Source organism: Pantoea sp. B623 (assembly GCF_024814475.1).
Lineage (GTDB): Bacteria > Pseudomonadota > Gammaproteobacteria > Enterobacterales > Enterobacteriaceae > Pantoea > Pantoea ananatis.
On sequence record NZ_JANUXM010000004.1, the window covers coordinates 435,567 to 459,366 of the forward strand.

The 23,800-nt window shown below is 53.8% G+C and carries 24 protein-coding genes, 1 other RNA gene and 1 other annotated feature; of the genes, 8 read left to right on the forward strand and 17 right to left on the reverse strand.

Features of this window, described 5'->3' with window-relative positions:
- Nucleotides 1-2 precede the first annotated feature (2 nt).
- Nucleotides 3-1,103 carry an AI-2E family transporter YdiK gene (gene ydiK, locus NXS97_RS03880; RefSeq protein ID WP_014605961.1) on the forward strand — a complete coding sequence of 367 codons (1,101 nt, stop codon included), beginning with the start codon at nucleotides 3-5 and terminating at the stop codon, nucleotides 1,101-1,103.
- 254 nt (nucleotides 1,104-1,357) lie between these two features.
- Nucleotides 1,358-1,466, forward strand: an RNA gene (gene rprA, locus NXS97_RS03885) — antisense sRNA RprA.
- A gap of 65 nt (nucleotides 1,467-1,531) precedes the next feature.
- Here the strand turns inward: rprA and ppsA are convergent.
- On the reverse strand, nucleotides 1,532-3,916 hold the full coding sequence (gene ppsA, locus NXS97_RS03890; RefSeq protein WP_013025589.1) for a phosphoenolpyruvate synthase: 2,385 nt from the start codon (nucleotides 3,914-3,916) through the stop codon (nucleotides 1,532-1,534).
- A 416-nt stretch (nucleotides 3,917-4,332) separates the two neighbouring features.
- Between ppsA and NXS97_RS03895 the strand changes: the two genes are divergently transcribed.
- Both NXS97_RS03895 and NXS97_RS03900 read left to right on the forward strand, forming a co-directional pair.
- Nucleotides 4,333-5,160 carry a pyruvate, water dikinase regulatory protein gene (locus tag NXS97_RS03895; RefSeq protein WP_013025588.1) on the forward strand — a complete coding sequence of 276 codons (828 nt, stop codon included), beginning with the start codon at nucleotides 4,333-4,335 and terminating at the stop codon, nucleotides 5,158-5,160.
- A gap of 152 nt (nucleotides 5,161-5,312) precedes the next feature.
- Nucleotides 5,313-6,359, forward strand: coding sequence for a 3-deoxy-7-phosphoheptulonate synthase (locus NXS97_RS03900; RefSeq protein ID WP_013025587.1), 1,047 nt, complete (start codon nucleotides 5,313-5,315; stop codon nucleotides 6,357-6,359).
- A gap of 1 nt (nucleotide 6,360) precedes the next feature.
- Here the strand turns inward: NXS97_RS03900 and NXS97_RS03905 are convergent, their stop codons facing one another.
- From NXS97_RS03905 to NXS97_RS03975, 15 genes are all read right to left on the reverse strand, one after another.
- Nucleotides 6,361-7,797, reverse strand: coding sequence for a protein adenylyltransferase SelO (locus NXS97_RS03905; RefSeq protein ID WP_019105317.1), 1,437 nt, complete (start codon nucleotides 7,795-7,797; stop codon nucleotides 6,361-6,363).
- A gap of 90 nt (nucleotides 7,798-7,887) precedes the next feature.
- A complete protein-coding gene (locus tag NXS97_RS03910) occupies nucleotides 7,888-8,622 on the reverse strand; it encodes an EAL domain-containing protein (protein ID WP_019105318.1) in 735 nt (244 codons plus the stop codon).
- 292 nt (nucleotides 8,623-8,914) lie between these two features.
- On the reverse strand, nucleotides 8,915-9,373 hold the full coding sequence (locus tag NXS97_RS03915) for an NlpC/P60 family protein (protein WP_014605964.1): 459 nt from the start codon (nucleotides 9,371-9,373) through the stop codon (nucleotides 8,915-8,917).
- Between the two features lie 66 nt (nucleotides 9,374-9,439).
- Nucleotides 9,440-10,189 (reverse strand): vitamin B12 ABC transporter ATP-binding protein BtuD, encoded by a 750-nt coding sequence (btuD, locus tag NXS97_RS03920; protein ID WP_019105319.1) that lies wholly within the window; start codon nucleotides 10,187-10,189, stop codon nucleotides 9,440-9,442.
- The gene (locus NXS97_RS03925) at nucleotides 10,190-10,735 is read right to left on the reverse strand and encodes a glutathione peroxidase (RefSeq protein ID WP_013025582.1); all 546 of its coding nucleotides are present in this window, start codon (nucleotides 10,733-10,735) and stop codon (nucleotides 10,190-10,192) included. It lies immediately after the preceding gene.
- Nucleotides 10,736-10,768: 33 nt separating this feature from the next.
- Nucleotides 10,769-11,758, reverse strand: coding sequence for a vitamin B12 ABC transporter permease BtuC (btuC, locus tag NXS97_RS03930; RefSeq protein WP_013025581.1), 990 nt, complete (start codon nucleotides 11,756-11,758; stop codon nucleotides 10,769-10,771).
- 99 nt (nucleotides 11,759-11,857) lie between these two features.
- A complete protein-coding gene (gene ihfA / locus NXS97_RS03935; RefSeq protein ID WP_006118960.1) occupies nucleotides 11,858-12,160 on the reverse strand; it encodes an integration host factor subunit alpha in 303 nt (100 codons plus the stop codon).
- A gap of 4 nt (nucleotides 12,161-12,164) precedes the next feature.
- Nucleotides 12,165-14,552: a phenylalanine--tRNA ligase subunit beta gene (pheT, locus tag NXS97_RS03940; RefSeq protein ID WP_105082505.1), complete on the reverse strand. Its 2,388-nt coding sequence runs from the start codon at nucleotides 14,550-14,552 to the stop codon at nucleotides 12,165-12,167.
- Nucleotides 14,553-14,566: 14 nt separating this feature from the next.
- On the reverse strand, nucleotides 14,567-15,550 hold the full coding sequence (pheS, locus tag NXS97_RS03945; RefSeq protein WP_013025578.1) for a phenylalanine--tRNA ligase subunit alpha: 984 nt from the start codon (nucleotides 15,548-15,550) through the stop codon (nucleotides 14,567-14,569).
- Nucleotides 15,551-15,622: 72 nt separating this feature from the next.
- Nucleotides 15,623-15,748, reverse strand: a sequence feature (Phe leader region).
- Complete coding sequence (gene pheM / locus NXS97_RS03950) at nucleotides 15,699-15,743, reverse strand: pheST operon leader peptide PheM (RefSeq protein WP_106120997.1); 45 nt, start codon at nucleotides 15,741-15,743, stop codon at nucleotides 15,699-15,701. It overlaps the preceding feature by 45 nt.
- Before the next feature lie 116 nt (nucleotides 15,749-15,864).
- Nucleotides 15,865-16,221, reverse strand: a complete 357-nt coding sequence (rplT, locus tag NXS97_RS03955; RefSeq protein ID WP_006118956.1) for a 50S ribosomal protein L20 — start codon at nucleotides 16,219-16,221, stop codon at nucleotides 15,865-15,867.
- Between the two features lie 44 nt (nucleotides 16,222-16,265).
- Nucleotides 16,266-16,463: a 50S ribosomal protein L35 gene (rpmI, locus tag NXS97_RS03960; RefSeq protein WP_004157374.1), complete on the reverse strand. Its 198-nt coding sequence runs from the start codon at nucleotides 16,461-16,463 to the stop codon at nucleotides 16,266-16,268.
- A gap of 100 nt (nucleotides 16,464-16,563) precedes the next feature.
- Nucleotides 16,564-17,115, reverse strand: coding sequence for a translation initiation factor IF-3 (gene infC / locus NXS97_RS03965; protein WP_026020952.1), 552 nt, complete (start codon nucleotides 17,113-17,115; stop codon nucleotides 16,564-16,566).
- Nucleotides 17,116-17,118: 3 nt separating this feature from the next.
- Nucleotides 17,119-19,047 (reverse strand): threonine--tRNA ligase, encoded by a 1,929-nt coding sequence (thrS, locus tag NXS97_RS03970; RefSeq protein ID WP_014593593.1) that lies wholly within the window; start codon nucleotides 19,045-19,047, stop codon nucleotides 17,119-17,121.
- A gap of 246 nt (nucleotides 19,048-19,293) precedes the next feature.
- Nucleotides 19,294-20,055: a YdiY family protein gene (locus NXS97_RS03975; protein ID WP_014605966.1), complete on the reverse strand. Its 762-nt coding sequence runs from the start codon at nucleotides 20,053-20,055 to the stop codon at nucleotides 19,294-19,296.
- A 351-nt stretch (nucleotides 20,056-20,406) separates the two neighbouring features.
- Here NXS97_RS03975 and ghoS point away from each other — a divergent pair, with 351 nt between their 5' ends.
- Both ghoS and NXS97_RS03985 read left to right on the forward strand, forming a co-directional pair.
- Nucleotides 20,407-20,709, forward strand: coding sequence for a type V toxin-antitoxin system endoribonuclease antitoxin GhoS (gene ghoS, locus NXS97_RS03980; RefSeq protein ID WP_019105321.1), 303 nt, complete (start codon nucleotides 20,407-20,409; stop codon nucleotides 20,707-20,709).
- 78 nt (nucleotides 20,710-20,787) lie between these two features.
- Entirely contained in the window at nucleotides 20,788-21,681 is an 894-nt protein-coding gene (locus NXS97_RS03985) for a fructosamine kinase family protein (RefSeq protein ID WP_259231719.1), read from the forward strand.
- Between the two features lie 4 nt (nucleotides 21,682-21,685).
- Here NXS97_RS03985 and NXS97_RS03990 read toward each other — a convergent pair whose 3' ends face one another.
- Nucleotides 21,686-22,222: a YniB family protein gene (locus NXS97_RS03990; protein WP_014593590.1), complete on the reverse strand. Its 537-nt coding sequence runs from the start codon at nucleotides 22,220-22,222 to the stop codon at nucleotides 21,686-21,688.
- 157 nt (nucleotides 22,223-22,379) lie between these two features.
- On the opposite strand from NXS97_RS03990, the gene hxpB reads away from it, so the two are divergent.
- Together hxpB and NXS97_RS04000 are read left to right on the forward strand one after the other, a co-directional pair.
- Nucleotides 22,380-23,048, forward strand: a complete 669-nt coding sequence (gene hxpB / locus NXS97_RS03995) for a hexitol phosphatase HxpB (protein ID WP_019105322.1) — start codon at nucleotides 22,380-22,382, stop codon at nucleotides 23,046-23,048.
- A gap of 129 nt (nucleotides 23,049-23,177) precedes the next feature.
- The gene (locus NXS97_RS04000; RefSeq protein ID WP_015700429.1) at nucleotides 23,178-23,768 is read left to right on the forward strand and encodes a metal-dependent hydrolase; all 591 of its coding nucleotides are present in this window, start codon (nucleotides 23,178-23,180) and stop codon (nucleotides 23,766-23,768) included.
- The last annotated feature ends 32 nt before the right edge of the window (nucleotides 23,769-23,800 follow it).

Consider the following 23,800-nt stretch of genomic DNA (forward strand, 5'->3'; position numbering starts at 1 on the left):
AGATGAAAAGCCTGGAACGGCAGATTGATCTTCCCCAGATGTTATTTACCCTGATTTTTATTTTACTCCTGATCGCCGCGTGCTTGTGGGTTGTCCAGCCATTCATATTGGGCTTCGCCTGGGCAAGCATGGTGGTTATTGCCACCTGGCCCCTGATGCTGAAGATACAGCGCCTGCTGTGGGGGCGGCGTTCGCTGGCGGTCATTGTGATGACTATCCTGCTGCTCCTGCTGTTTATCATCCCGGTTGCCCTGCTGGTTAACAGCCTGATAGATAACAGCGCACCGGTCATCGCCTGGGCGACTCAGGGACATATGTTACCCACTCTGAGCTGGCTCAACGATATTCCCATGGTGGGTGAGAAACTGTATGCCAGTTATCAGAAACTGGTGGCGGGCGGCGGCGCAGCGATCATGGCGAAGTTACAACCTTATGTTGGCCGTACCACCGGTTTTTTTGTGGCGCAGGCCGGGCACTTTGGCCGTTTTATGATCCACCTGGCCGTGATGCTGTTGTTCAGCGTACTGCTCTACTGGCGCGGTGAGCAGGCGGCACAGGGCATCCGGCATTTTGCCTGGCGCATGGCTGGCCGACGCGGTGATGCTGCCGTATTGCTGGCCGGACAGGCAGTACGCGCGGTGGCGCTGGGCGTTGTCGTCACTGCGTTGGTGCAGGGCGTACTGGGCGGTATCGGGTTAGCCGTTTCCGGTATCCCCTACGCCACATTGCTGACCGTGTTGATGATCCTCTGCTGCCTGGTGCAGATCGGCCCGCTGCTGGTGCTGGTGCCCGCGATTGTTTATCTCTACTGGAGTGGAGACACCACCTGGGGCACGGTACTGCTGATCTGGAGCTGTGTTGTGGGCACGCTGGACAATATTTTGCGGCCGGTGCTGATTCGTATGGGCGCCGATCTGCCGCTGATTCTGATTCTGTCCGGCGTTATTGGGGGATTAATCGCGTTTGGTATGATCGGCCTGTTTATCGGGCCGGTTGTGCTGGCTGTCTCTTACCGACTGGTCTCTGTCTGGATGCATGAAGTGCCTGCGCCGCAGGCCGATCCGCTAAGCGTGGTAAGTGAATCACCGGAGCAAAAGCCCTGATCCCTCCTTTTATATGATTAGTACTCGTTAAGTGGGCTGGCTGATTAAGATATCGCCAGCCTTTTTTTCATTAGCGTACTTTAAGATAAAACGCATGTTTTACGCCTTTAGCCCCTCTCCCGCCTTAAAATGATTACTTTCTAAACATAATAACGGTCCGAAACGCTCTCCCTAGCCCTCAAAATATTATTTCCTTTAAACTAATAAGAGGATTCTTAAAGACGCCAGCGAGCCGTGTGAATACCATGTTTCCTATGTTGGAAATCAAGTTACTGATTTCTAAACGCCCTAATTTCCCCTGAGTAGCGTAAAGAATTGCTGTGTGTAGTCTTTGCCCATCCCCTGTGATGGGCTTTTTTTTGCCTGTCAAAAAGCAAAAAAAAAGCCAGCTTGCGCTGGCCTTCTGGCATCGGAGGTTATCCATCACCTCAGGCGGGTTTGTTTAGCGCCGCCAGGCTTAACCAGGTTTCCACCACGGTGTCCGGATTCAGAGACAGACTGTCGATGCCCTGCTCCATCAACCAGGCCGCGAAATCCTGATGATCTGACGGCCCCTGACCGCATATTCCTACGTATTTGCCCTGTTTTTTCGCCGCCTGAATCGCCATGGACAGCAGCGCTTTGACCGCCTCATTACGCTCATCAAACAAGGCCGATACCACGCCGGAGTCGCGATCCAGCCCCAGCGCCAGCTGAGTCATATCATTAGAGCCGATGGAGAAACCGTCAAAGTGTTGTAAAAACTGCTCGGCCAGCAGGGCATTCGAGGGGATTTCACACATCATAATGACCTTGAGCCCGTTCTCGCCGCGCTTCAGTCCCTGGCGACCCAATTCCTCTACCACCGCCTGAGCCTGATCGACCGTACGCACAAAGGGCACCATGATTTCCACGTTGGTCAGCCCCATCTCGTTGCGTACGCGCTTCACCGCTTCGCACTCCAGCGCGAAACAGTCGCGGAAACTCTCGGAGACATAGCGGCCTGCGCCACGGAACCCCAGCATCGGGTTTTCCTCTTCGGGTTCGTAACGTTCTCCACCCACCAGATTGGCATATTCGTTCGTTTTAAAATCCGACAGGCGGACAATAACGCGCTTCGGCGCGAACGCCGCGCCCAGCGTCGCGATCCCTTCGGTCAGACGGGCGATGTAAAACTCAACCGGATCGTCAAAACCTTTCATCATCTGACGAATCTGCTTCTGCAGTTCAGGGGTTTGCTGATCGAACTCCAGCAACGCTTTTGGATGCACGCCGATCATGCGGTTGATAATAAATTCCAGCCGCGCCAGACCAACCCCTTCGTTTGGCAAACAGGCGAAATCGAACGCGCGATCCGGGTTGCCCACGTTCATCATGATTTTAAGCGGCAGGTCCGGCATGGTATCAACCTGCGAACTGGTGACGTCGAAGTCGAGCAGTTCATCGTAGACATAGCCGGTATCGCCCTCAGCACAGGATACGGTAACGGTATGTCCCTCTTTCAGCCGCTCGGTGGCATCGCCACAGCCAACCACCGCCGGGATGCCCAGCTCACGCGCGATAATCGCGGCATGGCAGGTACGGCCGCCGCGGTTCGTCACAATGGCGGAGGCTTTTTTCATGATCGGTTCCCAGTCGGGATCGGTCATATCGGTCACCAGCACGTCACCTTTTTCGATGCGGTTCATTTCGCTGATATCGTGAATGACCTTGACGGTACCGGCGCCGATGCGGTGACCAATCGCACGGCCTTCAATCACTACCTTGCCCTGTCCCTGCAGGCTGTAACGCTCCATGACCTGACCGTTGGAACGCACGGTTTCAGGGCGCGCCTGGACAATAAATAACTTCCCGGTGTGGCCGTCTTTGGCCCACTCAATATCCATCGGGCGCTTGTAGTGTTGCTCAATCAGTACCGCCTGATGGGCCAACGCCTCCACTTCGGCATCGCTCAGACAGAAACGATCGCGCTCGGCTTCCGCCACATCTTCGATGCGCACCTGCTCGCCATGTTCACGCGAGTCGGCGTAAACCATCCGCACCTTTTTCGAGCCCATGTTGCGGCGAACGATAGCGGGACGTTTCGCGGCCAGCGTCGGCTTGTGCACATAAAACTCGTCCGGGTTCACCGCGCCCTGTACCACCATTTCACCCAGGCCCAACGCGGCGGTAATGAACACCACCTGATCAAAGCCCGATTCGGTATCAATGGTGAACATGACCCCTGAGGACGCCAGATCGGATCGCACCATGCGCTGAATTCCCGCCGACAGCGCCACGCCGCGATGGTCGTAACCCTGATGGACGCGATAGGAGATGGCGCGATCGTTAAACAGTGAGGCATAAACGTGTTTCACTGCCACCATGACTGACTCGATGCCCTGCACGTTCAGGAAAGTTTCCTGCTGGCCGGCAAAGGACGCGTCAGGCATATCTTCGGCGGTGGCGGATGAGCGCACGGCGAAGGATGCCTCAGCATCGTCGGCAGAGAGCTGCTCATAGGCCGAAAGAATCGCGGCTTCCAGTTCAGGCTGGAACGGGGTTTCGACTACCCACTGGCGTATCTGCTTACCCGCCTTCGCCAGTTGATCCACATCATCAATATTGGTGTCATCCAGCAAAGCATAAATACGCTGGTTCAGACCGCTCTGCTCAAGAAACTGATTAAAGGCCCAGGAGGTGGTCGCAAAACCGTTGGGAACGGAGACGCCCAGAGATGACAAATTGGTAATCATCTCACCCAGAGAAGCATTTTTGCCTCCCACCCGATCAACATCATGCATGCCAAGCTGGTTGTACCAAAGTACTAACGGCTGTTCGCCTTTATTGGACATTGAACTGATCCTTTATTAATGAATGGGCACATGGAAAATCCTGCTATTAACAAATCCAGCCTGGCATAACGTCTGATTAAACACGATCTGTTGAATCGTTAAAGCAGATTCTCAGACACAGTTTCAGAATTGCGCCTGGTTTTTTTCAGCGTTGCGCAAGGCCCTTATTTTTTGCTAATACGCTGATAATTAGCTCATTATTTTTTTTACTGCCTGTTATGCGGCGTTTTTGTTGCGCAACAAACACAGGCGTTGTCTGTCACCTGAGGCGGTGTTGATGGCGCAAAAAAGAGTGAACAGGTGACGTCATGATGCAAAAGCGAGAGGGAAACGATGCCCCAGACTACACTTGCCCCTGAAGGCATGCTTATATTATCTCACTTGTTTTTACGACTTCCCTGCCCGAGGCACGACTTATGACCACCGACAGAAGCGTTTTCTACATTTCCGACGGGACAGCAATTACAGCCGAAGTATTAGGCCATGCCGTGTTATCTCAGTTTCCGGTTAACACCACGAGCGTGACCCTGCCGTTTGTTGAAAACGTCCAGCGTGCGCAGGCCGTTAAGGCGCAAATCAATGCGCTTTATCAGCAAAGCGGCGTGCGCCCACTGGTGTTTTTTTCCATCGTTACGCCTGAAGTCCGTGACATCATTGTGCAGAGCGAAGGCTTCTGCCAGGACATTGTGCAGGCACTGGTCGCGCCGCTTCAGCAGGAGTTGGGGTTGTCACCGGCACCGGTTGCGCACCGCACCCACGGGCTTGATGCCAGCAATCTCGGCAAATACGACGCCCGTATTGCGGCAATCGATTACACGCTGGCGCATGATGACGGCATCTCGTTGCGCGGCCTGGAGGATGCGCAGGTGATCCTGTTAGGCGTTTCGCGCTGCGGCAAAACACCCACCAGCCTGTATCTTGCCATGCAGTTCGGTATCCGTGCTGCTAACTATCCGTTTATCGCCGACGACATGGATAATCTGAAATTGCCTCCCGCCCTGCGTCAGCATCAGCACAAGCTGTTTGGCCTGACGATCGATCCGGAACGCCTGGCGGCCATTCGTCAGGAGCGCGCAGAAAATACCCGCTATGCCTCTATGCGCCAGTGTCGGCTGGAAGTGGGTGAAGTTGAAGCGCTGTTTCGCACTCACCAGATTCGCTACCTCAACAGTACCAACTACTCTGTGGAAGAGATTGCGACGAAAATCCTCGATATCATGGGCCTGACGCGCCGCATGTATTAGTCAATTGCCGACGGCGGCGCTGTAACGTCCCGCTGCCGTCATTTTGACTTTCATTATCATGTTGTCGCTTGAATTCGCAGGTTAATGGTTTATTGTGACCATCATCACTTCCCGGTATTTCACCGCTGCGAAGAAAAAGCTTAGAGAACACCATGAACAAAACTGATGAACTGCGCACCGCGCGCATTGGCAGCCTGATTTCCCCTGCCAGTCTGGCAGCTGAACACCCGCTTTCGACTACCATGGCCGATAACATCACCGCCGCACGCAAGCGCATTGCCCGCATTCTGACCGGAGAAGATCCCCGTCTGCTGGTGGTGATTGGCCCCTGTTCGCTGCATGACCCGGTCGCCGCGCTGGACTACGCTCAGCGTTTGGTCGCCCTGCGTGAGCGTTATCAGGATCGGCTGGAAATCGTGATGCGCACCTATTTCGAAAAACCACGCACGGTTGTGGGCTGGAAAGGCCTGATTTCCGATCCCGATCTGGACGGCAGCTTTGACGTTAATCGCGGCATCAGCATCGCCCGCAAGCTACTGATTGATATCAATGCGTTGGGTTTACCGACCGCCACCGAATTCCTGGATATGGTGATCGGCCAGTTTATTGCCGATCTGATTAGCTGGGGGGCAATTGGCGCCCGGACCACCGAAAGCCAGATCCATCGTGAAATGGCCTCGGCGCTCTCCTGCCCGGTCGGTTTTAAAAACGGAACAGATGGAAACGTCCGCATTGCCGTGGATGCCATTCGTGCATCCCGTGCCAGCCATATGTTTCTGTCGCCCGACAAACAAGGTCAGATGACGATTTACCAGACCAGCGGGAATCCGCACGGCCATGTGATTCTGCGTGGCGGCAAACAGCCTAATTATCATGCAGGCGACGTTGCCGAAGCCGCTGCCTGTTTAGCTGAGTTTGGTCTGCCGCAGCAGTTGGTGATTGATTTCAGCCATGGCAACTGCCTCAAGCAGCATCGCCGTCAGCGCGATGTTGCACTGGACGTCTCCGGGCAGATTAAAAGCGGCTCTCGCGCCGTTGCCGGGGTAATGATTGAAAGTTTTATTGAGGAAGGCAATCAAAAAGTGGTGAGCGGTGAACCCCTGACTTACGGTCAGTCGATCACCGATCCCTGCCTCAGCTGGCAGGACAGCGAAGAGGTCCTTGCGCTGTTAGCTGAGGCGGTTTCTCACCGTCTGTAAATCAGCTTGAGCAGCTGACCTCCAGTGTCTTGCCCCAGTCCGGTGGCCGTTGACGATATTCAGCGGCCGCCGCGTCACTAAAAGGCTGCTGAAGCGCCTGATGTAAACGCGCCAACGCGCCGCTCTCTCCCTTCTCCGCCTCGTCTATCACCTGTTGAGCAAGGTAGTTACGCAGCACCACGGCTGGATTGGCGGCTTTCATCACCTGCTGCCGTTCGGCATCGCCAACCTGCTCCTGCAGCAGGCGTTGACGGTAGCGCTGATACCAGCGATCAAAAGCAGAACGATCGATAAATTCATCCCGCAGTGGCGAACGGCTCTCCGCCTGCTGCGTATCACTTAACAGACGGAACGTGAGCGTATAGTCGCTGCGTTCCTGACTCATTAAGCTGAGTAATTCGGTAAGAATCTCATTATCCCCGGCATCGGCCGTCAGCAGGCCCAGCTTCGCCCGCATCCGCTCTCCCCAAACGCGCATCAGCGCATTCTCATAGCCGCTTAAGGCCTGTTTGAGCTGTTCGGTAGTCATTAACCCCGATAACGCATGGGCCAGACGGTTGAGGTTCCATAAGCCAATCATGGGCTGATTCTCGAAGCTGTAGCGGCCCTGATAATCGCTGTGATTGCAGATATAATCCGGCTGATAGTCATCCAGAAAACCATAGGGACCGTAATCGAGGGTCAGGCCGAGGATCGACATGTTGTCGGTATTCATTACGCCATGAGCGAAGCCCACGCTTTGCCACTGGGCGATCAGTCGCGCAGTGCGCAGCACGATATCGGCAAACCACAGCTGATAACGATCGGCCTCATCCACCAGCTGCGGCCAGTGGTGGCGAATGGCATAGTCTGCCAGCTGTTTGACCTGTTCCGGCTGCTGGCTGTAAAAAAAGTGTTCGAAATGCCCAAAGCGCAGGTGACTCGGTGCAATACGCATCAGCATCGCGCCACGTTCGGCGGTCTCGCGGTAAACGGGCTCGTCGCTAACGGCAAGGGTGAGTGCGCGCGTGGTGGGAATGCCTAAATGATGCAGCGCTTCAGAGGCGAGAAATTCACGCACCGTGGAGCGTACCACGGCACGACCGTCGCCCATGCGCGAATAAGGCGTTAGCCCGGCACCTTTCAGGTGCCAGTCGAGCCTGCGACCGTCTTCCAGCCGCTGTTCGCCCAGCAGAATACCGCGGCCATCCCCCAACTGACCGGCCCAGACGCCGAACTGATGCCCACTGTAGACCTGGGCCAGCGGTGCCATGCCGGGTAATAACGCGGCACCATACCACACGCCATGGCCCTGCCCGGAAAACAATGCGCTGTCCAGTGCCATTGCCTTCGCCAGTGGCGCGTTGTGATACAGCAGTCGGCCGCCCGCAAGTGGCGTAGGGTTTAACGCGGTATAGCTGCCAGGAAGCTCACGAAACCAGCTGTTATCAAAGATCATCAATTCTCCCAACGACACCGGGTATCGTGTGATAAAACCCACAGTGTAGCGTTGATGACCAGGATTGGACAGGCGGCAGGCGTGCGAGTATCAGGGAGTGTGCAGGAATTGCTCAGAGTAGATTAACGTCTCAAAGGCGTCTGATTTAACCACTGGAAACAGCGCGCCCTGGAGTTGGACGTTACTGAGCTGGCTAACTTTATCCAGTAAAATTTCATCATCCACACCACAAATAATCATCCGATCGCAATGGCTGCGGAAATTATCGATGATGCTCTGCATAAATGGTAAAAAAGAAGCACGTTTAGACAGTGAGTGAATAAAGTGTTTATCCAGTCTGATACAGCTAAACAGATTATCGTAAACGGCTGTCGTGGAGGATTTCCCTGCGCCAAAATGGGACAGAGACAATTTAAACTCACGATTTAACGCGGCGAGTAATGGGTTATTTTTTCCCAAATTCAGCGAGAGAAACGTTTCGCTGATATCCAGCATTATAAAAGGAAGCTGTTTTATTTTGCGCGTCAGAAACTCACTCTCGAGAATGGTGTTCGCCATGCCCTCATCGACAGGCATAAAAGCCAGCAGGTGATGGGTTTCAAAAAACGTCTGGTGTTTTTCCAGCAGCGAGATCTGGCGCTGCAGCAGGCGCAGGCGCTGTGTCTCATCAAGCTGAGGCAACAGAACATCCTGCGGCAACGTGATCGGCGCACTCTCGTGCACGAACTGCGTAGCCAGCTCAATGGCGGTTAAGTGCCCTTCCTGAGAACAGGCGGCATAAAACCAAATTTCCGACTGGTAGTCGGCAGACAGGTGAATTTTCATTTTACAGCCAGAATATGTGGCGATAGTGCATCGTATATGATTAAAAACATACTGGCAATAGTAGCAAAGGACTGATGAGATGGATATTTTTATCGCTTCATTACCGTTAGGCTAAAAAAATAAACTTTAAGCCAAATAATTCCAGGAACAATTCTGTTAACCGTGAAAAACATTCTTAGGTCCGGTGTTATAAATAAAACGAACCGGTTAAATCCGAATTAAGAATATTTTTCCAGGTCCGTTTTTTTTCTGATTTAATCCGCACAAACCCACTGGTTTTCCAGCGGAGAAATTAGATGCGGCGCGCCTGCCAAAAGACCTTCCGCCAGTAGACATTATCCAGCGAAGAGCGAATTACGCCCTGACTGGTGGACGCATGGATGAAAGCGTTATCCGTGTCATAAATGCCCACATGCAGGCCATTTTCACCACTCCCCGTTTTGAAGAACACCAGATCACCGGGCAAGAGATCGTCTTTGCTGATGCGGGTGCCAATATCGCTTTGTGCGGAAGTGGTGCGGGGAAGTTGCAGATCAAACCTGTCGCGAAACGTCAGGTAGACAAAGCCTGAACAGTCCACCCCGCCGCGGCTCATGCCACCATAACGGTAAGGCGTGCCCCGCCAGCTTCCCAGTTGATCTCTGAGTTGCGCTATCACGGTGATGGAGTCAGAGAGGCGACTGTTAATGGGCGGTGCATGATGGCTACAGCCCACCAGCAATAAAACGAATAACAGCAACCCCATGCGCATCACAGCTCATCCTTAATAAAGAGTAACCGGATTAATGTAGCGGCAAAGCGCGCCAGGTGGCAAGTCTCAGGGCAAAACGGTCAGTAGAGGCCGTCCTTCTAAGATGAGCTGACGAAACGGAATGCCGTACAGGGGCGAAAGCTGTTCTGGCCGAAGGACATCCGCAGGCTCGCCCTGCAACACCACCTGGCCCTGATGTAACAGCCAGACCTGATTGGCATACCATAAGCTATGGTTAAGATCGTGACTGCTGGCGACAACGCAAACTCCTGCGGCACAGAGTTCACTAATCAGATCGTCCACCGCTTTTTGTTGAGCAACATCCAGCGCCGTCATAGGCTCATCCAGGATCAGTAATTGCCCTCTGGCGTTGATCTGCGGATCGATTTGCATCATTACCGCGCCAAGCCGCACCCGCTGCCACTCACCACCGGAGAGTTGGGTCAATGGCCAGGCTAATTTATCATCCAACTGCAACCGCGACAGTATCGTGGCGAGTCGGGCTTCATCTGGCGAGGTGGAAGACGAAAGATGCAGCCGCAGATAGTGGTAAACCGGCATCTGCCCCGGAGGAAGCTGTTGCTGAGGCAGCCAGCTGCGCACGCTGGCCAGCGCCGGGCCTGTCCAACTGGCGAGGGCGGTATTCAGTAGCGTGGCGCGGCCGGTAAAGGGTTCCAATCCCGCCAGGGCTGACAGCAGTGTGCTCTTCCCTGCGCCATTCGGCCCCACCAGATGCACCCGTTGCCCGGCCTGCATCGTGCCGCTTACCGGTTGCAGCCGTCCGGGGACGGCTGCATTTTCCAGGCTAAGCAACACTTACTTTGCCAGCGCCTGTTTGATCGTTTCCAGAATAATGGGATCTTCTGGCGACATGTCCGGTGAGAAACGCTGAATAACGCTGCCATCACGCCCTATCAGGAATTTTTCGAAGTTCCACAGAATATCGCCCGGCGCTTTGGGAGCCCGTCCTTTGCTGACCATGCGCTCATAAAAACCACTTTCTTCCGGACGCACGGCCTCGGGTTTCGCCGCGACCAGCTGTGCATAAAGCGGATGACGATGCTCACCATTGACCTCACACTTTTCGAACATCGGAAACGTCACACCGTAGGTCGTGCTGCAAAACGTTTTGATTTCTTCGCTACTGCCTGGCTCCTGCTCCAGAAACTGGTTGCAGGGGAAACCCAGCACGCTGAAGCCCTGCTCATGCCAGGCTTTATGAATATTTTCCAGCGCTTCATATTGTGGGGTTAAGCCGCATTTGGAGGCCACGTTGACCACCAGCAGCACCTGTCCCTGCCAGGAGGACAGCGCCGTTTTCTCACCATCCAGTGTAACCAGTTCAGTTTGATAAATGCTCATACGGAGTTCCTGTGGTTAATGCATGTATGTCAGCTAAAGCTGACGTGACGATTTGACTAACAAGATGATAAACAGCGGTGCGCCGAGCGTTGCCGTGACCACGCCGATGGGTAACTCAGCGGAGGCCAGCGCCAGGCGGGCAATAATATCCGCGCCAAGCAATACGCTGGCTCCCGCCAGCGCCGAAGCCGGCAGCAGCGCACGGTGGTCGTTCAGCCCCACCAGCCGCAGCAGGTGCGGAATCACCAGGCCCACAAAGCCTATTGCACCGGCAAGCGCCACGCTGACGCCAACCAGCCATCCCGTGGCCAACACCAGCAGATTACGCCAGTAAAACAGTGACAACCCAAGCTGGCGGGCTGACGTTTCCCCCAGCGCCAGTAAGTTAAGCACCCTGCTCGCTGTGGTGAGCGCCAGGATAACCGGCAGCAGCGCCAGCATCATCCAGCCATAGCGCCAGTCGATACCGCTGAAGCCGCCCATCATCCAGTACATGAGTTGGCGCAGATCGAGGCTGCTGCTGAAATAGACGGCCCACGTCATGATCGCGCTGCAAATAATCCCCAGCGCAACGCCAGTGAGCAGCAAACGCGTGACGGATAAATGACGCCGGGCAAAATGCAACAGAATCAGGGTAACGACCAGCGCACCGGCCATTGCCGAAAAGCTGAGACTCCATAGCGAACCGCTGCTCAACAGAACGCCCGCGACCAGGCCAATGCCGGCCCCGTTGGAAACGCCAAGCAGCCCGGGTTCGGCCAGTGGGTTGGTAAACAACGCCTGCATGACAACGCCGCTCAGAGCCAGCGCGCTCCCCACCAGGATAACCGCAAGGCTGCGCGGCAGGCGAAGCTGGCCGACAAAAAGCCTGCCGCTGTCGCTGAACCATTGTGTGGGGCTTATCCAGCGCTCACCCGCGCACAGGCTGAGGATAAATAACACCAGCAGCAGGCTGCCGAGACCCAAAAGCCAGGCTTTACTGCGGCGATCGCTGTGCAGAGCAAGTTGTTCAAGCTGGGACATAAGCAGAATTAGCCAGAATGACAGAGGATTGATTGTAAAAGGATTGCGAAAAAAAGAAATGAAAAAGGCCGCTTGCGCGGCCTTTTTGAAACACTGGGATCAGTCACTGTCTTTTGGTGTGGCGTTTTCAACGCGACTTTTAAGCTTCTGCCCTGGACGGAAGGTCACTACGCGACGCGCAGTAATGGGAATATCTTCTCCCGTTTTTGGGTTTCTGCCCGGACGTTGGTTTTTGTCACGCAGGTCAAAATTACCAAACCCCGACAGTTTAACCTGTTCTCCATTTTCCAACGCGCGGCGAACCTCTTCGAAAAACAACTCCACCAACTCTTTTGCGTCACGTTTGCTCAGCCCGAGTTTCTCAAACAGGTATTCTGACATCTCAGCTTTTGTAAGCGCCATAGGTTCAATCCCTCAAGGTTGCCTGGAATCGCTCTTTTAATGCCGCAACGCATTTGGCAACCGTCGCGGCAATCTCCTCTTCTTCGAGTGTCCGGCTGGTATCCTGCAAAATCAGGCTGATTGCGAGGCTCTTATAGCCCTCGGAAACACCCTTACCTCGGTACACGTCAAACAAGTTTACGCCAACTACCTGATTTACGCCAACTTTCTTACACTCTGCGATGATATCTGCTGCCGGCACATTTTCGGCCACAACAACGGCGATATCACGGCGGTTTGCCGGGAAGCGTGAAACCTCTTGCGCATCAGGCAGGACGCGGTCTGCGACCTTATTCCAAAGCAGTTCAAAGACTAAGGTACGACCGTTGAGATCCAGCTTACGTTCAAGCTCGGGATGAACCACTCCGATAAATCCGATTCGTTCATCCTGTAAATAAATTGCCGCACTTTGTCCAGGATGGAGCGCTGGATTCGCCTCTGCACGAAAGCTAATCGCATTCAACTTGCCGGTTAAATCCAGCAACGACTCTAAATCACCTTTCAAATCATAGAAGTCAACGGTCTGACGCGCCAGATCCCAGTGTTCTTCATAGCGGTTGCCACTCAGCACGCCTGCCAGCATCAGATCCTGACGAATACCGAGATCCGCCTGAGTATCAGGAACAAATCGCAGACCGCTCTCAAACAGACGCACGCGGCTCTGCTGACGGTTCTGGTTATAGACCACCGCGCTGAGTAAGCCAGTCCACAGTGACAAACGCATGGTGGACATGTCGCTGGAGATCGGGCTGGGCAGCAGCAGCGCCTCTTCACCCGGATGCAGCAACTGCTGTACTTTCGGGTCCACGAAGCTGTAGGTGATGGCTTCCTGGTAGCCTTTATCCACTAACAGCATTTTTGCACGCTTCAGCGACAGGTTAGCTTCACGGTGCTTTGTCATGACCAGACCGGCCTGAACCGGCACGTCCGGGATGTTGTTGTAACCATAAATGCGGGCGATCTCTTCTACCAGATCCTCTTCGATAGCCATATCGAAGCGCCAGGCGGGGGCGACCGCCTGCCATTCCCCAGGGGTTACGCTGACCTGACAACCCAGGCGCGTCAGAATATCCGTGACCTGATCATCGCTGACAACATGACCAATCAGCCGATCCAGCTTTTCACGACGCAGCGTGATCGTGGCCGGTTGCGGCAAGGCGTCCGCCGACGTCTGATCGATAACCGGGCCCGCTTCACCGCCGCAGATGCTCAGCAGCAGCTGAGTCGCGCGTTCCATCGCCTTGTGTTGCAGTGCAGAATCCACACCGCGCTCGTAGCGATGTGATGCATCGGTGTGCAAACCATGACGGCGCGCGCGGCCCGCAATCGCCAGCGGTTCGAACCAGGCACACTCCAGCAAAATATTTTGCGTTTCGCCGTTTACACCAGAATGTTCACCACCAAAAATGCCGCCCATCGCCAGGGCTTTCTGATGATCGGCAATCACCAGCGTATCGCTGCTGAGCTTCACCTCTGTGCCATCCAGTAGCGTGAGCGCCTCACCATCTTTCGCCATCCGCACGACGATACCGCCGTTAATGCGGTCCAGATCGAACGCGTGCATTGGCTGGCCCAGTTCGAGCAACACGTAGTTGGTGATATCAACGACCGGATCGATAGAGCGAATACCACAGCGACGCAGCTTCTCTTTCATCCACAGCGGCGTTGCTGCGCTAACGTTGATGCCTTTCACGACACGGCCCAGATAGCGTGGGCAGGCAGCGGTGGCTTCGACATTAATCGGTAACGTATCAGCAATCGTCGCCGCAACCGGCTCAATGACCGGCGCGTTAAGCGGCAGGCTGTTCAGCACCGCCACATCGCGGGCAATCCCGATAATGCCCAGGCAGTCTGCGCGGTTAGGCGTGACGCTGATTTCAATGGTGTTGTCGTCCAGCTGCAGGTAGTCACGGATATCCGTGCCAATCGGCGCATCGGCGGGCAGTTCGATAATGCCGCTGTGGTCGTCGGAAATCCCCAGCTCAGAGAACGAGCACAGCATGCCTTCGGACGGTTCGCCGCGCAGCTTAGCCGCTTTAATTTTAAAATCGCCCGGCAGCACGGCACCCACGGTGGCGACTGCGACTTTCAGGCCCTGACGGCAGTTTGGTGCGCCGCAGACGATGTCCAGCAGCCGATCGCCGCCGGTATTGATTTTGGTCACACGCAGTTTGTCGGCATTAGGGTGCTGACCGCATTCCACTACCTCACCGACCACGACGCCGTGAAACGCGCCCGCAACGGGCTCAACGCCGTCCACTTCCAGGCCGGCCATGGTGATTTGCTCAGATAAGGCCGCACTGTCAAGGGCTGGATTTACCCATTCGCGTAACCAGAGTTCACTGAATTTCATTGGATAACCTGCCCTTACTTAAATTGTTTGAGGAAACGTAAATCATTTTCGAAGAATGCGCGTAAATCGGTCACGCCGTAGCGCAGCATGGTCAGGCGCTCCATGCCCATGCCAAAGGCGAAGCCTGAATAGACTTCCGGATCGATACCGACATTGCGCAGAACATTGGGGTGCACCATGCCGCAGCCCAGCACTTCCAGCCACTTGCCGTTTTTACCCATTACATCCACTTCAGCGGACGGCTCGGTAAACGGGAAATAGGAAGGACGGAAGCGGATCTGCAAATCTTCCTCAAAGAAGTTGTTCAGGAAATCGTGCAGCGTGCCTTTCAGGTTGGTGAAGTTGATATTCTTATCGACGATCAGCCCTTCCATCTGGTGGAACATCGGCGTGTGCGTCTGATCGTAATCGTTACGGTACACGCGGCCCGGCGCAATAATGCGCAGAGGCGGCTGCTGGTTCTTCATGGTGCGAATTTGCACGCCTGAGGTTTGCGTACGCAGCAGGCGCGTGGCATCAAACCAGAAAGTATCATGATCGGCACGCGCCGGGTGATGGCCCGGAATATTGAGCGCATCGAAGTTATGATAATCGTCTTCAATTTCCGGACCGGTCACTACCGCAAAGCCCAGCTCGCCAAAGAACGTTTCAATACGATCGATGGTGCGGGTCACCGGATGCAGGCCGCCGTTTTCGATACGGCGTCCCGGCAGGGAAACGTCGATGGTTTCTGCCGCCAGACGGGCGTTAAGGACCGCAGACTCCATCTCCTCTTTACGCGCGTTCAGACGATCCGTTACCTGCTGTTTAGCCTCGTTAATCACCGCACCGGCCGCAGGACGCGCTTCCGCTGGCAATTCACGCAATGTGGTCATCTGTAATGTCAGATGCCCTTTCTTCCCCAGATATTCGACGCGCACCGCGTCAAGGGCGGCGATATCGGTCGCCCCGTCGATGGCCGCCGTGGCGTTCGCCACCAGTTCTGCTAGTTGGGACATGTTTTCCTCTTTTTCCAGTCAGGCTGGTTAGTACTTGTTGGGACCTGCCGGTCCAATATGCCAGCGCCAAAAACAAAAAAAGCCTCCACGTGGGAGGCTTTCAGCGCGATTTTTCGTTTCTTTTCTTATGCGCAAAAGCCCCTGATTGTCAGGCGCTAAAGTAAAAAAAGAAACGGAAAATAGCAGCATTCATGCTTGCGTTACCTTGTCATGATTTCCAACGGCACTATTGAAATGCGCAGCGGCGAAAAAGTCAATCTTTTGCTCAGGTTACAGGTAATAAAAAAGGGAGCAAGCTCCCTTTTTCAACTGACTTACGCCAGCGCTGATTTCGCTTTTTCTACCAGTGCAGTGAATGCCACTTTGTCGAATACGGCGATGTCGGCCAGGATTTTACGGTCAATTTCAATGGCTGCTTTTTTCAGACCATTGATGAAACGGCTGTAAGACATACCGTTCTGACGCGCTGCTGCGTTGATACGCGCGATCCACAGCTGACGGAACTGACGCTTACGTTGACGACGGTCGCGGTAAGCATACTGACCAGCTTTGATAACAGCCTGGAAGGCAACGCGGTAAACACGTGAACGTGCACCGTAGTAACCTTTAGCTTGTTTTAAGATTTTTTTGTGACGTGCGCGAGCAACTACACCACGTTTTACACGAGCCATTTAGCTCTCCTGTTTAATATTCTGAATTAATTAAAAAAATTTACTTATGCGTACGGCAGGCAGGCAATAACCAGACCCAGATCGCCTTTAGACACCATGCCTTTCGGACGCAGGTGACGTTTACGCTTAGTAGATTTCTTAGTCAGAATATGACGCAGGTTTGCGTGTTTACGCTTGAAGCCGCCAGAAGCGGTCTTCTTGAAGCGCTTAGCCGCGCCACGTACAGTTTTAATCTTTGGCATTTTAAAAAATATCCACTTCGCATTGTTGATAACATGACCCAGACAGGCGAACAACAAACCGCACAACGCAAGCGCTGCGCGGTCATTGCTACTTGAATGCCTACTGTTTCTTCTTAGGAGCGAGCACCATGATCATCTGGCGGCCTTCGATCTTCGAAGGGAAGGATTCGACAATGGCCAAATCCAGATCTTCACACAGGTCTTTACGGACGCGGTTAAGCACTTCCATACCGATCTGCTGGTGCGCCATCTCACGACCGCGGAAACGCAGCGTGATTTTGGCTTTATCGCCTTCTTCCAGAAAGCGAATCAGGTTGCGTAGTTTGACCTGATAGTCGCCATCATCGGTTCCAGGACGGAATTTGATTTCCTTAACCTGAATAACTTTTTGTTTCTTCTTCTGTTCCTTAGAAGATTTACTTTTTTCATAGAGGAACTTGCCGTAGTCCATGATGCGGCAAACCGGCGGTTCGGCGTTCGGGCTGATTTCAACTAAATCTACACCCGCTTCCTCAGCTTTTTCCAGAGCTTCGCGTAGACTTACAATACCAAGTTGCTCGCCTTCAACGCCTGTTAAGCGCACTTCTGTTGCGCGAATTTCACTGTTGATGCGATTCGGACGCGTAGGTTGTACTCGTTTTCCGCCTTTAATACTTTATTCCTCCAATTGGTGAAGATTGCGGCTGCGAATCTCTTGCTGCAGCTTCTCAACAAACACATCGACGTCCATCGACCCAAGGTCTTTACCACGGCGGGTGCGAACGGCCACTTTGCCAGCTTCCACCTCTTTATCACCACAGACCAACATATAAGGGACGCGACGTAATGTGTGCTCGCGGATTTTAAAGCCTATCTTCTCGTTTCTCAAGTCCGCTTTCACACGAATGCCAGCATTCTGCAATTTACGTGTCAAAGTCTCAACATATTCTGCCTGACCGTCGGTAATATTCATTACCACAGCCTGCATCGGCGCCAGCCAGCTTGGGAAGAAACCGGCGAACTCCTCGGTCAAAATACCGATGAAGCGCTCCATCGAACCCAGAATCGCACGGTGAATCATTACCGGCGTCTGACGATCGTTGTTTTCACCCACGTAGGTGGCATCCAGACGCTTAGGCAGGGAAAAGTCTAGCTGAACCGTTCCACACTGCCAGGCGCGGTCAAGGCAATCGTATAGTGTAAATTCAATTTTAGGGCCGTAGAACGCGCCCTCACCCGGCTGGTACTCAAACTCAATGTTGTTTTCATTGAGCGCCGCAGCCAGATCTTCTTCTGCACGATCCCAGGTTTCGTCAGAACCAATACGCTTTTCAGGACGGGTGGACAGTTTCACCACAATCTTTTCAAAGCCAAAGGTGCTGTACATGTCATAAACCATGCGGATACAGCTGTTCACTTCGGTACGCAGCTGATCTTCCGTACAGAAAATATGCGCATCATCCTGGGTAAAGCCCCGCACACGCATCAGGCCATGCAAAGCACCTGAAGGTTCATTACGGTGGCAGCTACCGAACTCAGCCATACGCAGCGGCAAATCGCGATACGATTTCAGCCCCTGGTTAAAAATTTGGACGTGCCCTGGGCAGTTCATCGGTTTGATGCAGTACTCACGGTTCTCAGAAGAGGTCGTGAACATCGCATCCTTATAGTTTTCCCAGTGGCCGGTCTTTTCCCACAGCACCCGATCCATCATGAACGGGCCTTTAACTTCCTGATACTGGTACTCTTTTAGCTTACTGCGGACGAACACTTCCAGCTCACGGAAAATTGTCCAGCCGTCATTATGCCAGAAAACCATGCCCGGCGCTTCTTCCTGCATATGATAGAGGTCGAGTTGCTTACCAATTTTACGGTGGTCGCGCTTCGCCGCCTCTTCCAGACGCTGTAAATAAGCCGCCAGCTGTTTCTTATCTGCCCATGCTGTACCGTAAATGCGCTGCAGCATTTTGTTGTCGCTGTCGCCGCGCCAGTATGCGCCGGAGATTTTCTGCAGTTTAAAATGGTGACAGAAACGCATGTTCGGTACGTGCGGACCGCGGCACATATCGACATATTCTTCATGATGATACAGCCCGGGGCGATCGTCATGACTGATGTTTTCATCCAGGATGGTGGTCTTGTAGACTTCACCTCGCGCCGCGAAGACATCGCGCGCTTCCTGCCAGCTGACTTTTTTCTTCACGACATCGTAGTTGGTCTCGGCCAACTGATGCATGCGTTTTTCCAGCAGCTCAATGTCTTCCTGGGTCAGGGTACGATCGATATCGACATCATAATAGAAGCCGTTGTCGATCACCGGACCGATCGCCATTTTGGTATCTGGCCACAGCTGCTTAATCGCATGGCCTAACAGATGCGCGCAGGAGTGGCGGATGATCTCCAGACCCGCTTCGTCTTTGGCAGTGATAATGGCAACAGACGCGTCGTCGGTGATGGGATCGACCGCATCAACCAGTTCACCGTTAACTCGTCCGGCGATGCAGGCTTTTGCCAGACCGGGACCAATATCAAGCGCGATATCCATGACGCTGACAGGGCGGTCGTATGAGCGCTGACTGCCATCAGGAAGCGTAATTACAGGCATAGAATGTCCTTAGTTGCAGTGGTAAGCCACACGAAAGCTTACATACAAAATTGAGTAGTGTTATTGACCTGGCGTTATGTCAGACCCACATTGTCGGAATGTCGCCAGGAGTGTAATGCGGGACGGATAATAGCAGTTTTCAGGCGCGAGCAAAACCCATGCGTTTGTCGCTAAGCCTCAGAGAGATCGAAAAAAAGCGGCCAGGCACTGTGCCAGACCGCGCTTTTTCAGACATCCTGACGCCTGTTACATCGCGTAGGTCAGCATGACGGAAGTTCGGGTATCGGTACGGTCTGGTGCAGAAGCCGGTGGGTTGTTGTTCCAGGTCACGTTGTAGGCCAGCTTGAGGGCAAAGTGATCGTTAATAGCAACCTGTAAACCCGTTTCTGAGTTCACCGTGGTGTCTTCTCCCAGCGAGCTCAGTACGGAAACACCCTGAATGAACTTAGTGGTGTCGGTAAGTTGCCACTGATAGCTCACAGCGCCGTAAGCCAGCCCCTGCGTTTTATGATCGCCGTCGCGGTAATCGTCGTAACGCACACCCGGACCGAATTCAGCACGCAGTGAATGCACCGGGCCGTTCAGAATCTGGCGACCATAACCGGCGGTCAGCACATCACGAGAATCATAGCCGTTATAACGATCGCTCAACCAACTTGCCTGACCAAACAGGTAGTCGTAGGCGCTCATGTTGTAACGCGAACGGGCACCCAGGTTGTAGGTTTCCGAAGAACGCTCATCGTTGGCAGAGGTGTTTGCGGCGTTACCCCACAAGCTGTAGGCCATTGATTCTGTGTACCAGGTCATATTGGTTTGCGCGGTCAATGATGAACTGGTGGTGTTACCGGTTTGTGCCAGGTAACCCGCAGAAGCAGAACCTTCAAAAGGCTTTTTCGCCGTTGAAGGGTCATCCATTGCGGTAAAGACAGCATTATCGGCCAGCGCCTGGTGACAAAACGCTCCGGCAGAGAGCAAAAGAACAGCAGACAGCTTGTTAAAGGCTTTCATTAAATGTGATCCGTGCAGCAGTTTTAAAAACGAAGATTCTGAAGGGTTTCCCAATGCGATCAATGCAATTTACGGTAACTTTTGTAAAAAAACATGAATTCGCTCAGAACGGCATACTTTAGCGTAACGCCGCGTATTCACTAGGCGTTAACCTGATTTCGGCGCGCATTATAGAGCCATTTTTGGCAAATGGCATCTTTTCATTTACAAGATTTACACAGGATTTTGCCTGGAATATCAGCGAAATTTGCACACAGATTGATCTGATTTTACGCCTCATCTCCTTCATTATTCGCCTGTTTTTTCACCCTGTACTACGCTGTGTATTATTTGAGCATACCGAGGTGCAGAATGAGCAACGGGAATTTACACCGCTATGTCGTCACGTTTCATTACCGGGAAACCGGTCTCAGTGAGGTGCTGACGTTAACCGGGGCAATGACCTCCGGCGGCTTTTCTACCACGCTAATGGATGACAAGGGAAACCCGCATGAGCTTGGCACCAACAGTTTTGGCATTGTGACTACGCTTACGCAGGAGGATTTAAAACAGCAGGTTATTGCCGCGGGCGAAAGCGCGCTGGGACAAACGCCCGACGTGACGCTCACCACGCTTGACGATTTTCTGCGCGACGCAGCACGTTCAACAGAGTAGTCTGTGCGCAGGCGCAGACTTTGCGCAGTGCTAACGCGTTACAATCGAATTCAGGCAGCGAATAAAGAGGATAACCCGATGTGGTCAGCCATTAGTCGTCTGTTAAGCGAGCAATTTGGTGACGCCGATATTACCCAACGCCACGAGCTCCCCGGTGGCGATGTGCATCCCGCCTGGCTGATTCGCTATGGTGAGCAGGATGTCTTTGTCAAATGCAACAGCCGCGATAAGGTTTCGCTGTTCAGTTGGGAAGCCGATCAACTCGCCCTGCTGCGCCGTACGCAGACCGTCCGGGTCCCTGAGGTCTACGGGGTGGGCAGCGATCGCGACTACAGCTTTCTGCTGCTGGAATACATCAAGCCTCAGCCTCTCGATGCGCACAGCGCACTGCAGCTGGGCCAGCAATTGGCACATCTGCATCAGTGGAGCGAACAACCGCAGTTTGGTCTTGATTTCGATAACAACCTGACCACCACACCTCAGCCAAACAGTTGGCTACGGCGCTGGTCAGTCTTTTTTGCAGAGCAGCGTATCGGCTGGCAGCTGCAAATTGCCGCCGAGAAAGGCATTCTCTACGGCAATGCCGAGCTGATTGTCGACTGTGTGCAGCGCACCCTGGCCTCCCATCACCCGCAACCTTCCCTGCTGCATGGCGATCTGTGGCCCGCCAACTGCGCAGCCAGCCTGAACGGGCCATGGATTTTTGATCCGGCCTGTTACTGGGGCGACAGAGAATGTGATCTGGCGATGCTGAGCTGGTTTAACGATCTGCCCAGAGAAATCTTCGACGGCTATAATCAGGTTTGGCCACTGCCGGATGGCTTCTCACAGCGCCAGCCGGTTTATCAGCTTTATTATCTGCTAAACCGGGCCAACGTGTTCGGCGGCAACTGGCTGGGGGCCGCGCAGTTTGCCGTAGGTCAGTTACTGGACGACGACGCGCTGGCGGCCGGCCAGGCTAAACCGGCCTGACCGGTTAGAGAAAACCGAGTAACGAAAGCAGAAAATATCCGGCGATAACAATCACGATGGGCAAAATATAGAGCGGGAAAATCTGCAGAAAAATGGTGTGACGAGGAATGCGCACCTTCTCTTCCACCTGCTGACGCGTGCGCCCTTCGCTGCCTTTCGCCTGTTCGAGGATCATCTGGTCTTCAATGCCTTCGCGGACATGGCGAACCTGCCTCCCCATACGCGCACCTGACGCTTCCAGGGCCAGCCCGATGAAGATCAGAATATAGATTAGCCAGAACCCCAGGTTCATCTGGCCGTTAAACTCCGGCACGGGCGAGTTGTGCCAGAAAACGTTCAAAAACGGCGTGTTAAAACGAATCATATCGACCATGACATGAATAAAATCGAGCATCACGGCATCAATGCCGGGTTTCTTTTCACTGTGTTTAAAGAGAAAACTCAGCAGTGAGATGATCGTGGAGAGCAACGCCAGTAAAAAAACTATCCAGCCGACAACGCGTTTAAGGATGGCAATACGGCCAGCCTGTTGATAGGTCATGATATCTCCTGAACCCAAAATCCTGTTAGCCTTCAGTCTAACCTGCCCTTAGGGAATTTTCCCAAAAAAAAGAGCAGGCTGCGCCCGGCAAGGCTCTCGTTAACCCCCCGCCTGCGTTCGTGGTAAGGTAGCGGGATTATTTACAGGGGAGCGCCTTATGTCTTACCACCGCCCGGTTTACGCTGCTTTATTTGATATGGATGGATTACTGATTGATTCGGAACCGCTCTGGGATCGGGCCGAAATGGATATCTTTTCCACCCTGGACGTTGATTTAACGCGCCGTCATACGCTGCCCGATACGCTCGGGCTTCGCATCGATCAAACCGTGCGCATGTGGTATGAAACGCTGCCCTGGACCGGTCCGTCGCAGCAGGAGATTACCCAGCGCATTATTACCCGCGTGATGGAACTGATTGCGACAGAACGCCCTCTGCTGCCCGGTGTTGAATCGGCCCTGAGGTTATGTAAGCAGCAGGGGCTGAAAACCGGCCTGGTCTCGGCCTCGCCGCTGTTTATGCTGGAAGCCGTGCTGGAGATGTTCAACCTGCGGCCCTGGTTTGACGTGCTGTCTTCGGCGGAGAACCTGCCTTACAGCAAGCCGCACCCTCAGGTGTACGTTAATGCGGCGGAGGCGCTGGGCATCGATCCGTTAAACTGCGTCGCGCTGGAAGACTCCGTTAACGGAATGGTGGCGAGCAAAGCGGCACGGATGCGCGCCATCGTCGTGCCGGCTGCCGTCCATCAGGAAGATGCTCGTTGGGCACTGGCCGATGTTAAACTCGGCAATCTGACACAGCTGATGCCCGCCCACTTACTGGGGTAATCGTGCCTGTGTTGTAACCTGTTGCACAGGCTTAAAAAATTAACGCTTCGTTACAGCGTCACAGGTTCTCATTTACTGGATAAATCCCTATACTGGATGCATCGACAGTTTTTGCAGCCAGGTTTTATCATGACGGCCGAGGGCCATATCTTTTTTGCGGTTGCCAGCGCTATTTTTGCCAAACGGGCCGAACTCACGCCGGTGATGGCGCACGCAGACTGGTGGCATTTGATCCCGGCCACGTTACTGACCTGCCTGCTTCCCGATATCGATCATCCCAAATCTCTGTTAGGACAGCGGCTTCGCTGGCTGTCCCACCCTATTGCGCGGGCCTTTGGTCACCGGGGATTTACCCACAGCCTGCTTGCGGTGGCGGCCAGCCTGTGGCTGTTTCAGATTAACGTCCCGAAAAGCTGGCCCCTCCCGGCCGATGTATTGCAGGGCATGACGCTCGGTTATCTGAGCCATATTGTGGCGGATATGCTCACTCCCGCTGGCGTTCCACTACTCTGGCCCTGCCGCTGGCGTTTTCGCCTGCCGGTACTGAATAGCCAGAAAGGCAATCAACTGGAGCGAGCGCTCTGTTTATGCCTGATCGGTTACGCTCTGTGGTTCCCGGTAGGGATGCCTTCATTTGGCGAAAATGGCTGGCCCGCCCAGGTATTCGACACCTTACAAAATGGCGTTAGCCGTCTCATTTCTGCGCAATCTGAGCGTTAATTGCCCGGGAAAAGGGTAAGGTTATAAGCTAT

Coding starts and splice junctions, on each gene's coding strand:
- ppsA (WP_013025589.1), bottom strand. CDS start 3,916: ATGTCCAATAAAGGCGAACAGCCGTTAGTACTTTGGTACAACCAGCTT.
- NXS97_RS03925 (WP_013025582.1), bottom strand. CDS start 10,735: ATGAGCATTTATCAAACTGAACTGGTTACACTGGATGGTGAGAAAACG.
- NXS97_RS03990 (WP_014593590.1), bottom strand. CDS start 22,222: ATGACCTATCAACAGGCTGGCCGTATTGCCATCCTTAAACGCGTTGTC.
- NXS97_RS03975 (WP_014605966.1), bottom strand. CDS start 20,055: ATGAAAGCCTTTAACAAGCTGTCTGCTGTTCTTTTGCTCTCTGCCGGA.
- hxpB (WP_019105322.1), top strand. CDS start 22,380: ATGTCTTACCACCGCCCGGTTTACGCTGCTTTATTTGATATGGATGGA.
- pheS (WP_013025578.1), bottom strand. CDS start 15,550: ATGTCCCAACTAGCAGAACTGGTGGCGAACGCCACGGCGGCCATCGAC.
- ghoS (WP_019105321.1), top strand. CDS start 20,407: ATGAGCAACGGGAATTTACACCGCTATGTCGTCACGTTTCATTACCGG.
- ihfA (WP_006118960.1), bottom strand. CDS start 12,160: ATGGCGCTTACAAAAGCTGAGATGTCAGAATACCTGTTTGAGAAACTC.
- NXS97_RS03910 (WP_019105318.1), bottom strand. CDS start 8,622: ATGAAAATTCACCTGTCTGCCGACTACCAGTCGGAAATTTGGTTTTAT.
- rplT (WP_006118956.1), bottom strand. CDS start 16,221: ATGGCTCGTGTAAAACGTGGTGTAGTTGCTCGCGCACGTCACAAAAAA.
- NXS97_RS03985 (WP_259231719.1), top strand. CDS start 20,788: ATGTGGTCAGCCATTAGTCGTCTGTTAAGCGAGCAATTTGGTGACGCC.
- pheT (WP_105082505.1), bottom strand. CDS start 14,552: ATGAAATTCAGTGAACTCTGGTTACGCGAATGGGTAAATCCAGCCCTT.
- rpmI (WP_004157374.1), bottom strand. CDS start 16,463: ATGCCAAAGATTAAAACTGTACGTGGCGCGGCTAAGCGCTTCAAGAAG.
- NXS97_RS03900 (WP_013025587.1), top strand. CDS start 5,313: ATGAACAAAACTGATGAACTGCGCACCGCGCGCATTGGCAGCCTGATT.
- NXS97_RS03915 (WP_014605964.1), bottom strand. CDS start 9,373: ATGCGCATGGGGTTGCTGTTATTCGTTTTATTGCTGGTGGGCTGTAGC.
- btuC (WP_013025581.1), bottom strand. CDS start 11,758: ATGTCCCAGCTTGAACAACTTGCTCTGCACAGCGATCGCCGCAGTAAA.
- NXS97_RS03895 (WP_013025588.1), top strand. CDS start 4,333: ATGACCACCGACAGAAGCGTTTTCTACATTTCCGACGGGACAGCAATT.
- NXS97_RS04000 (WP_015700429.1), top strand. CDS start 23,178: ATGACGGCCGAGGGCCATATCTTTTTTGCGGTTGCCAGCGCTATTTTT.
- thrS (WP_014593593.1), bottom strand. CDS start 19,047: ATGCCTGTAATTACGCTTCCTGATGGCAGTCAGCGCTCATACGACCGC.
- ydiK (WP_014605961.1), top strand. CDS start 3: ATGAAAAGCCTGGAACGGCAGATTGATCTTCCCCAGATGTTATTTACC.
- NXS97_RS03905 (WP_019105317.1), bottom strand. CDS start 7,797: ATGATCTTTGATAACAGCTGGTTTCGTGAGCTTCCTGGCAGCTATACC.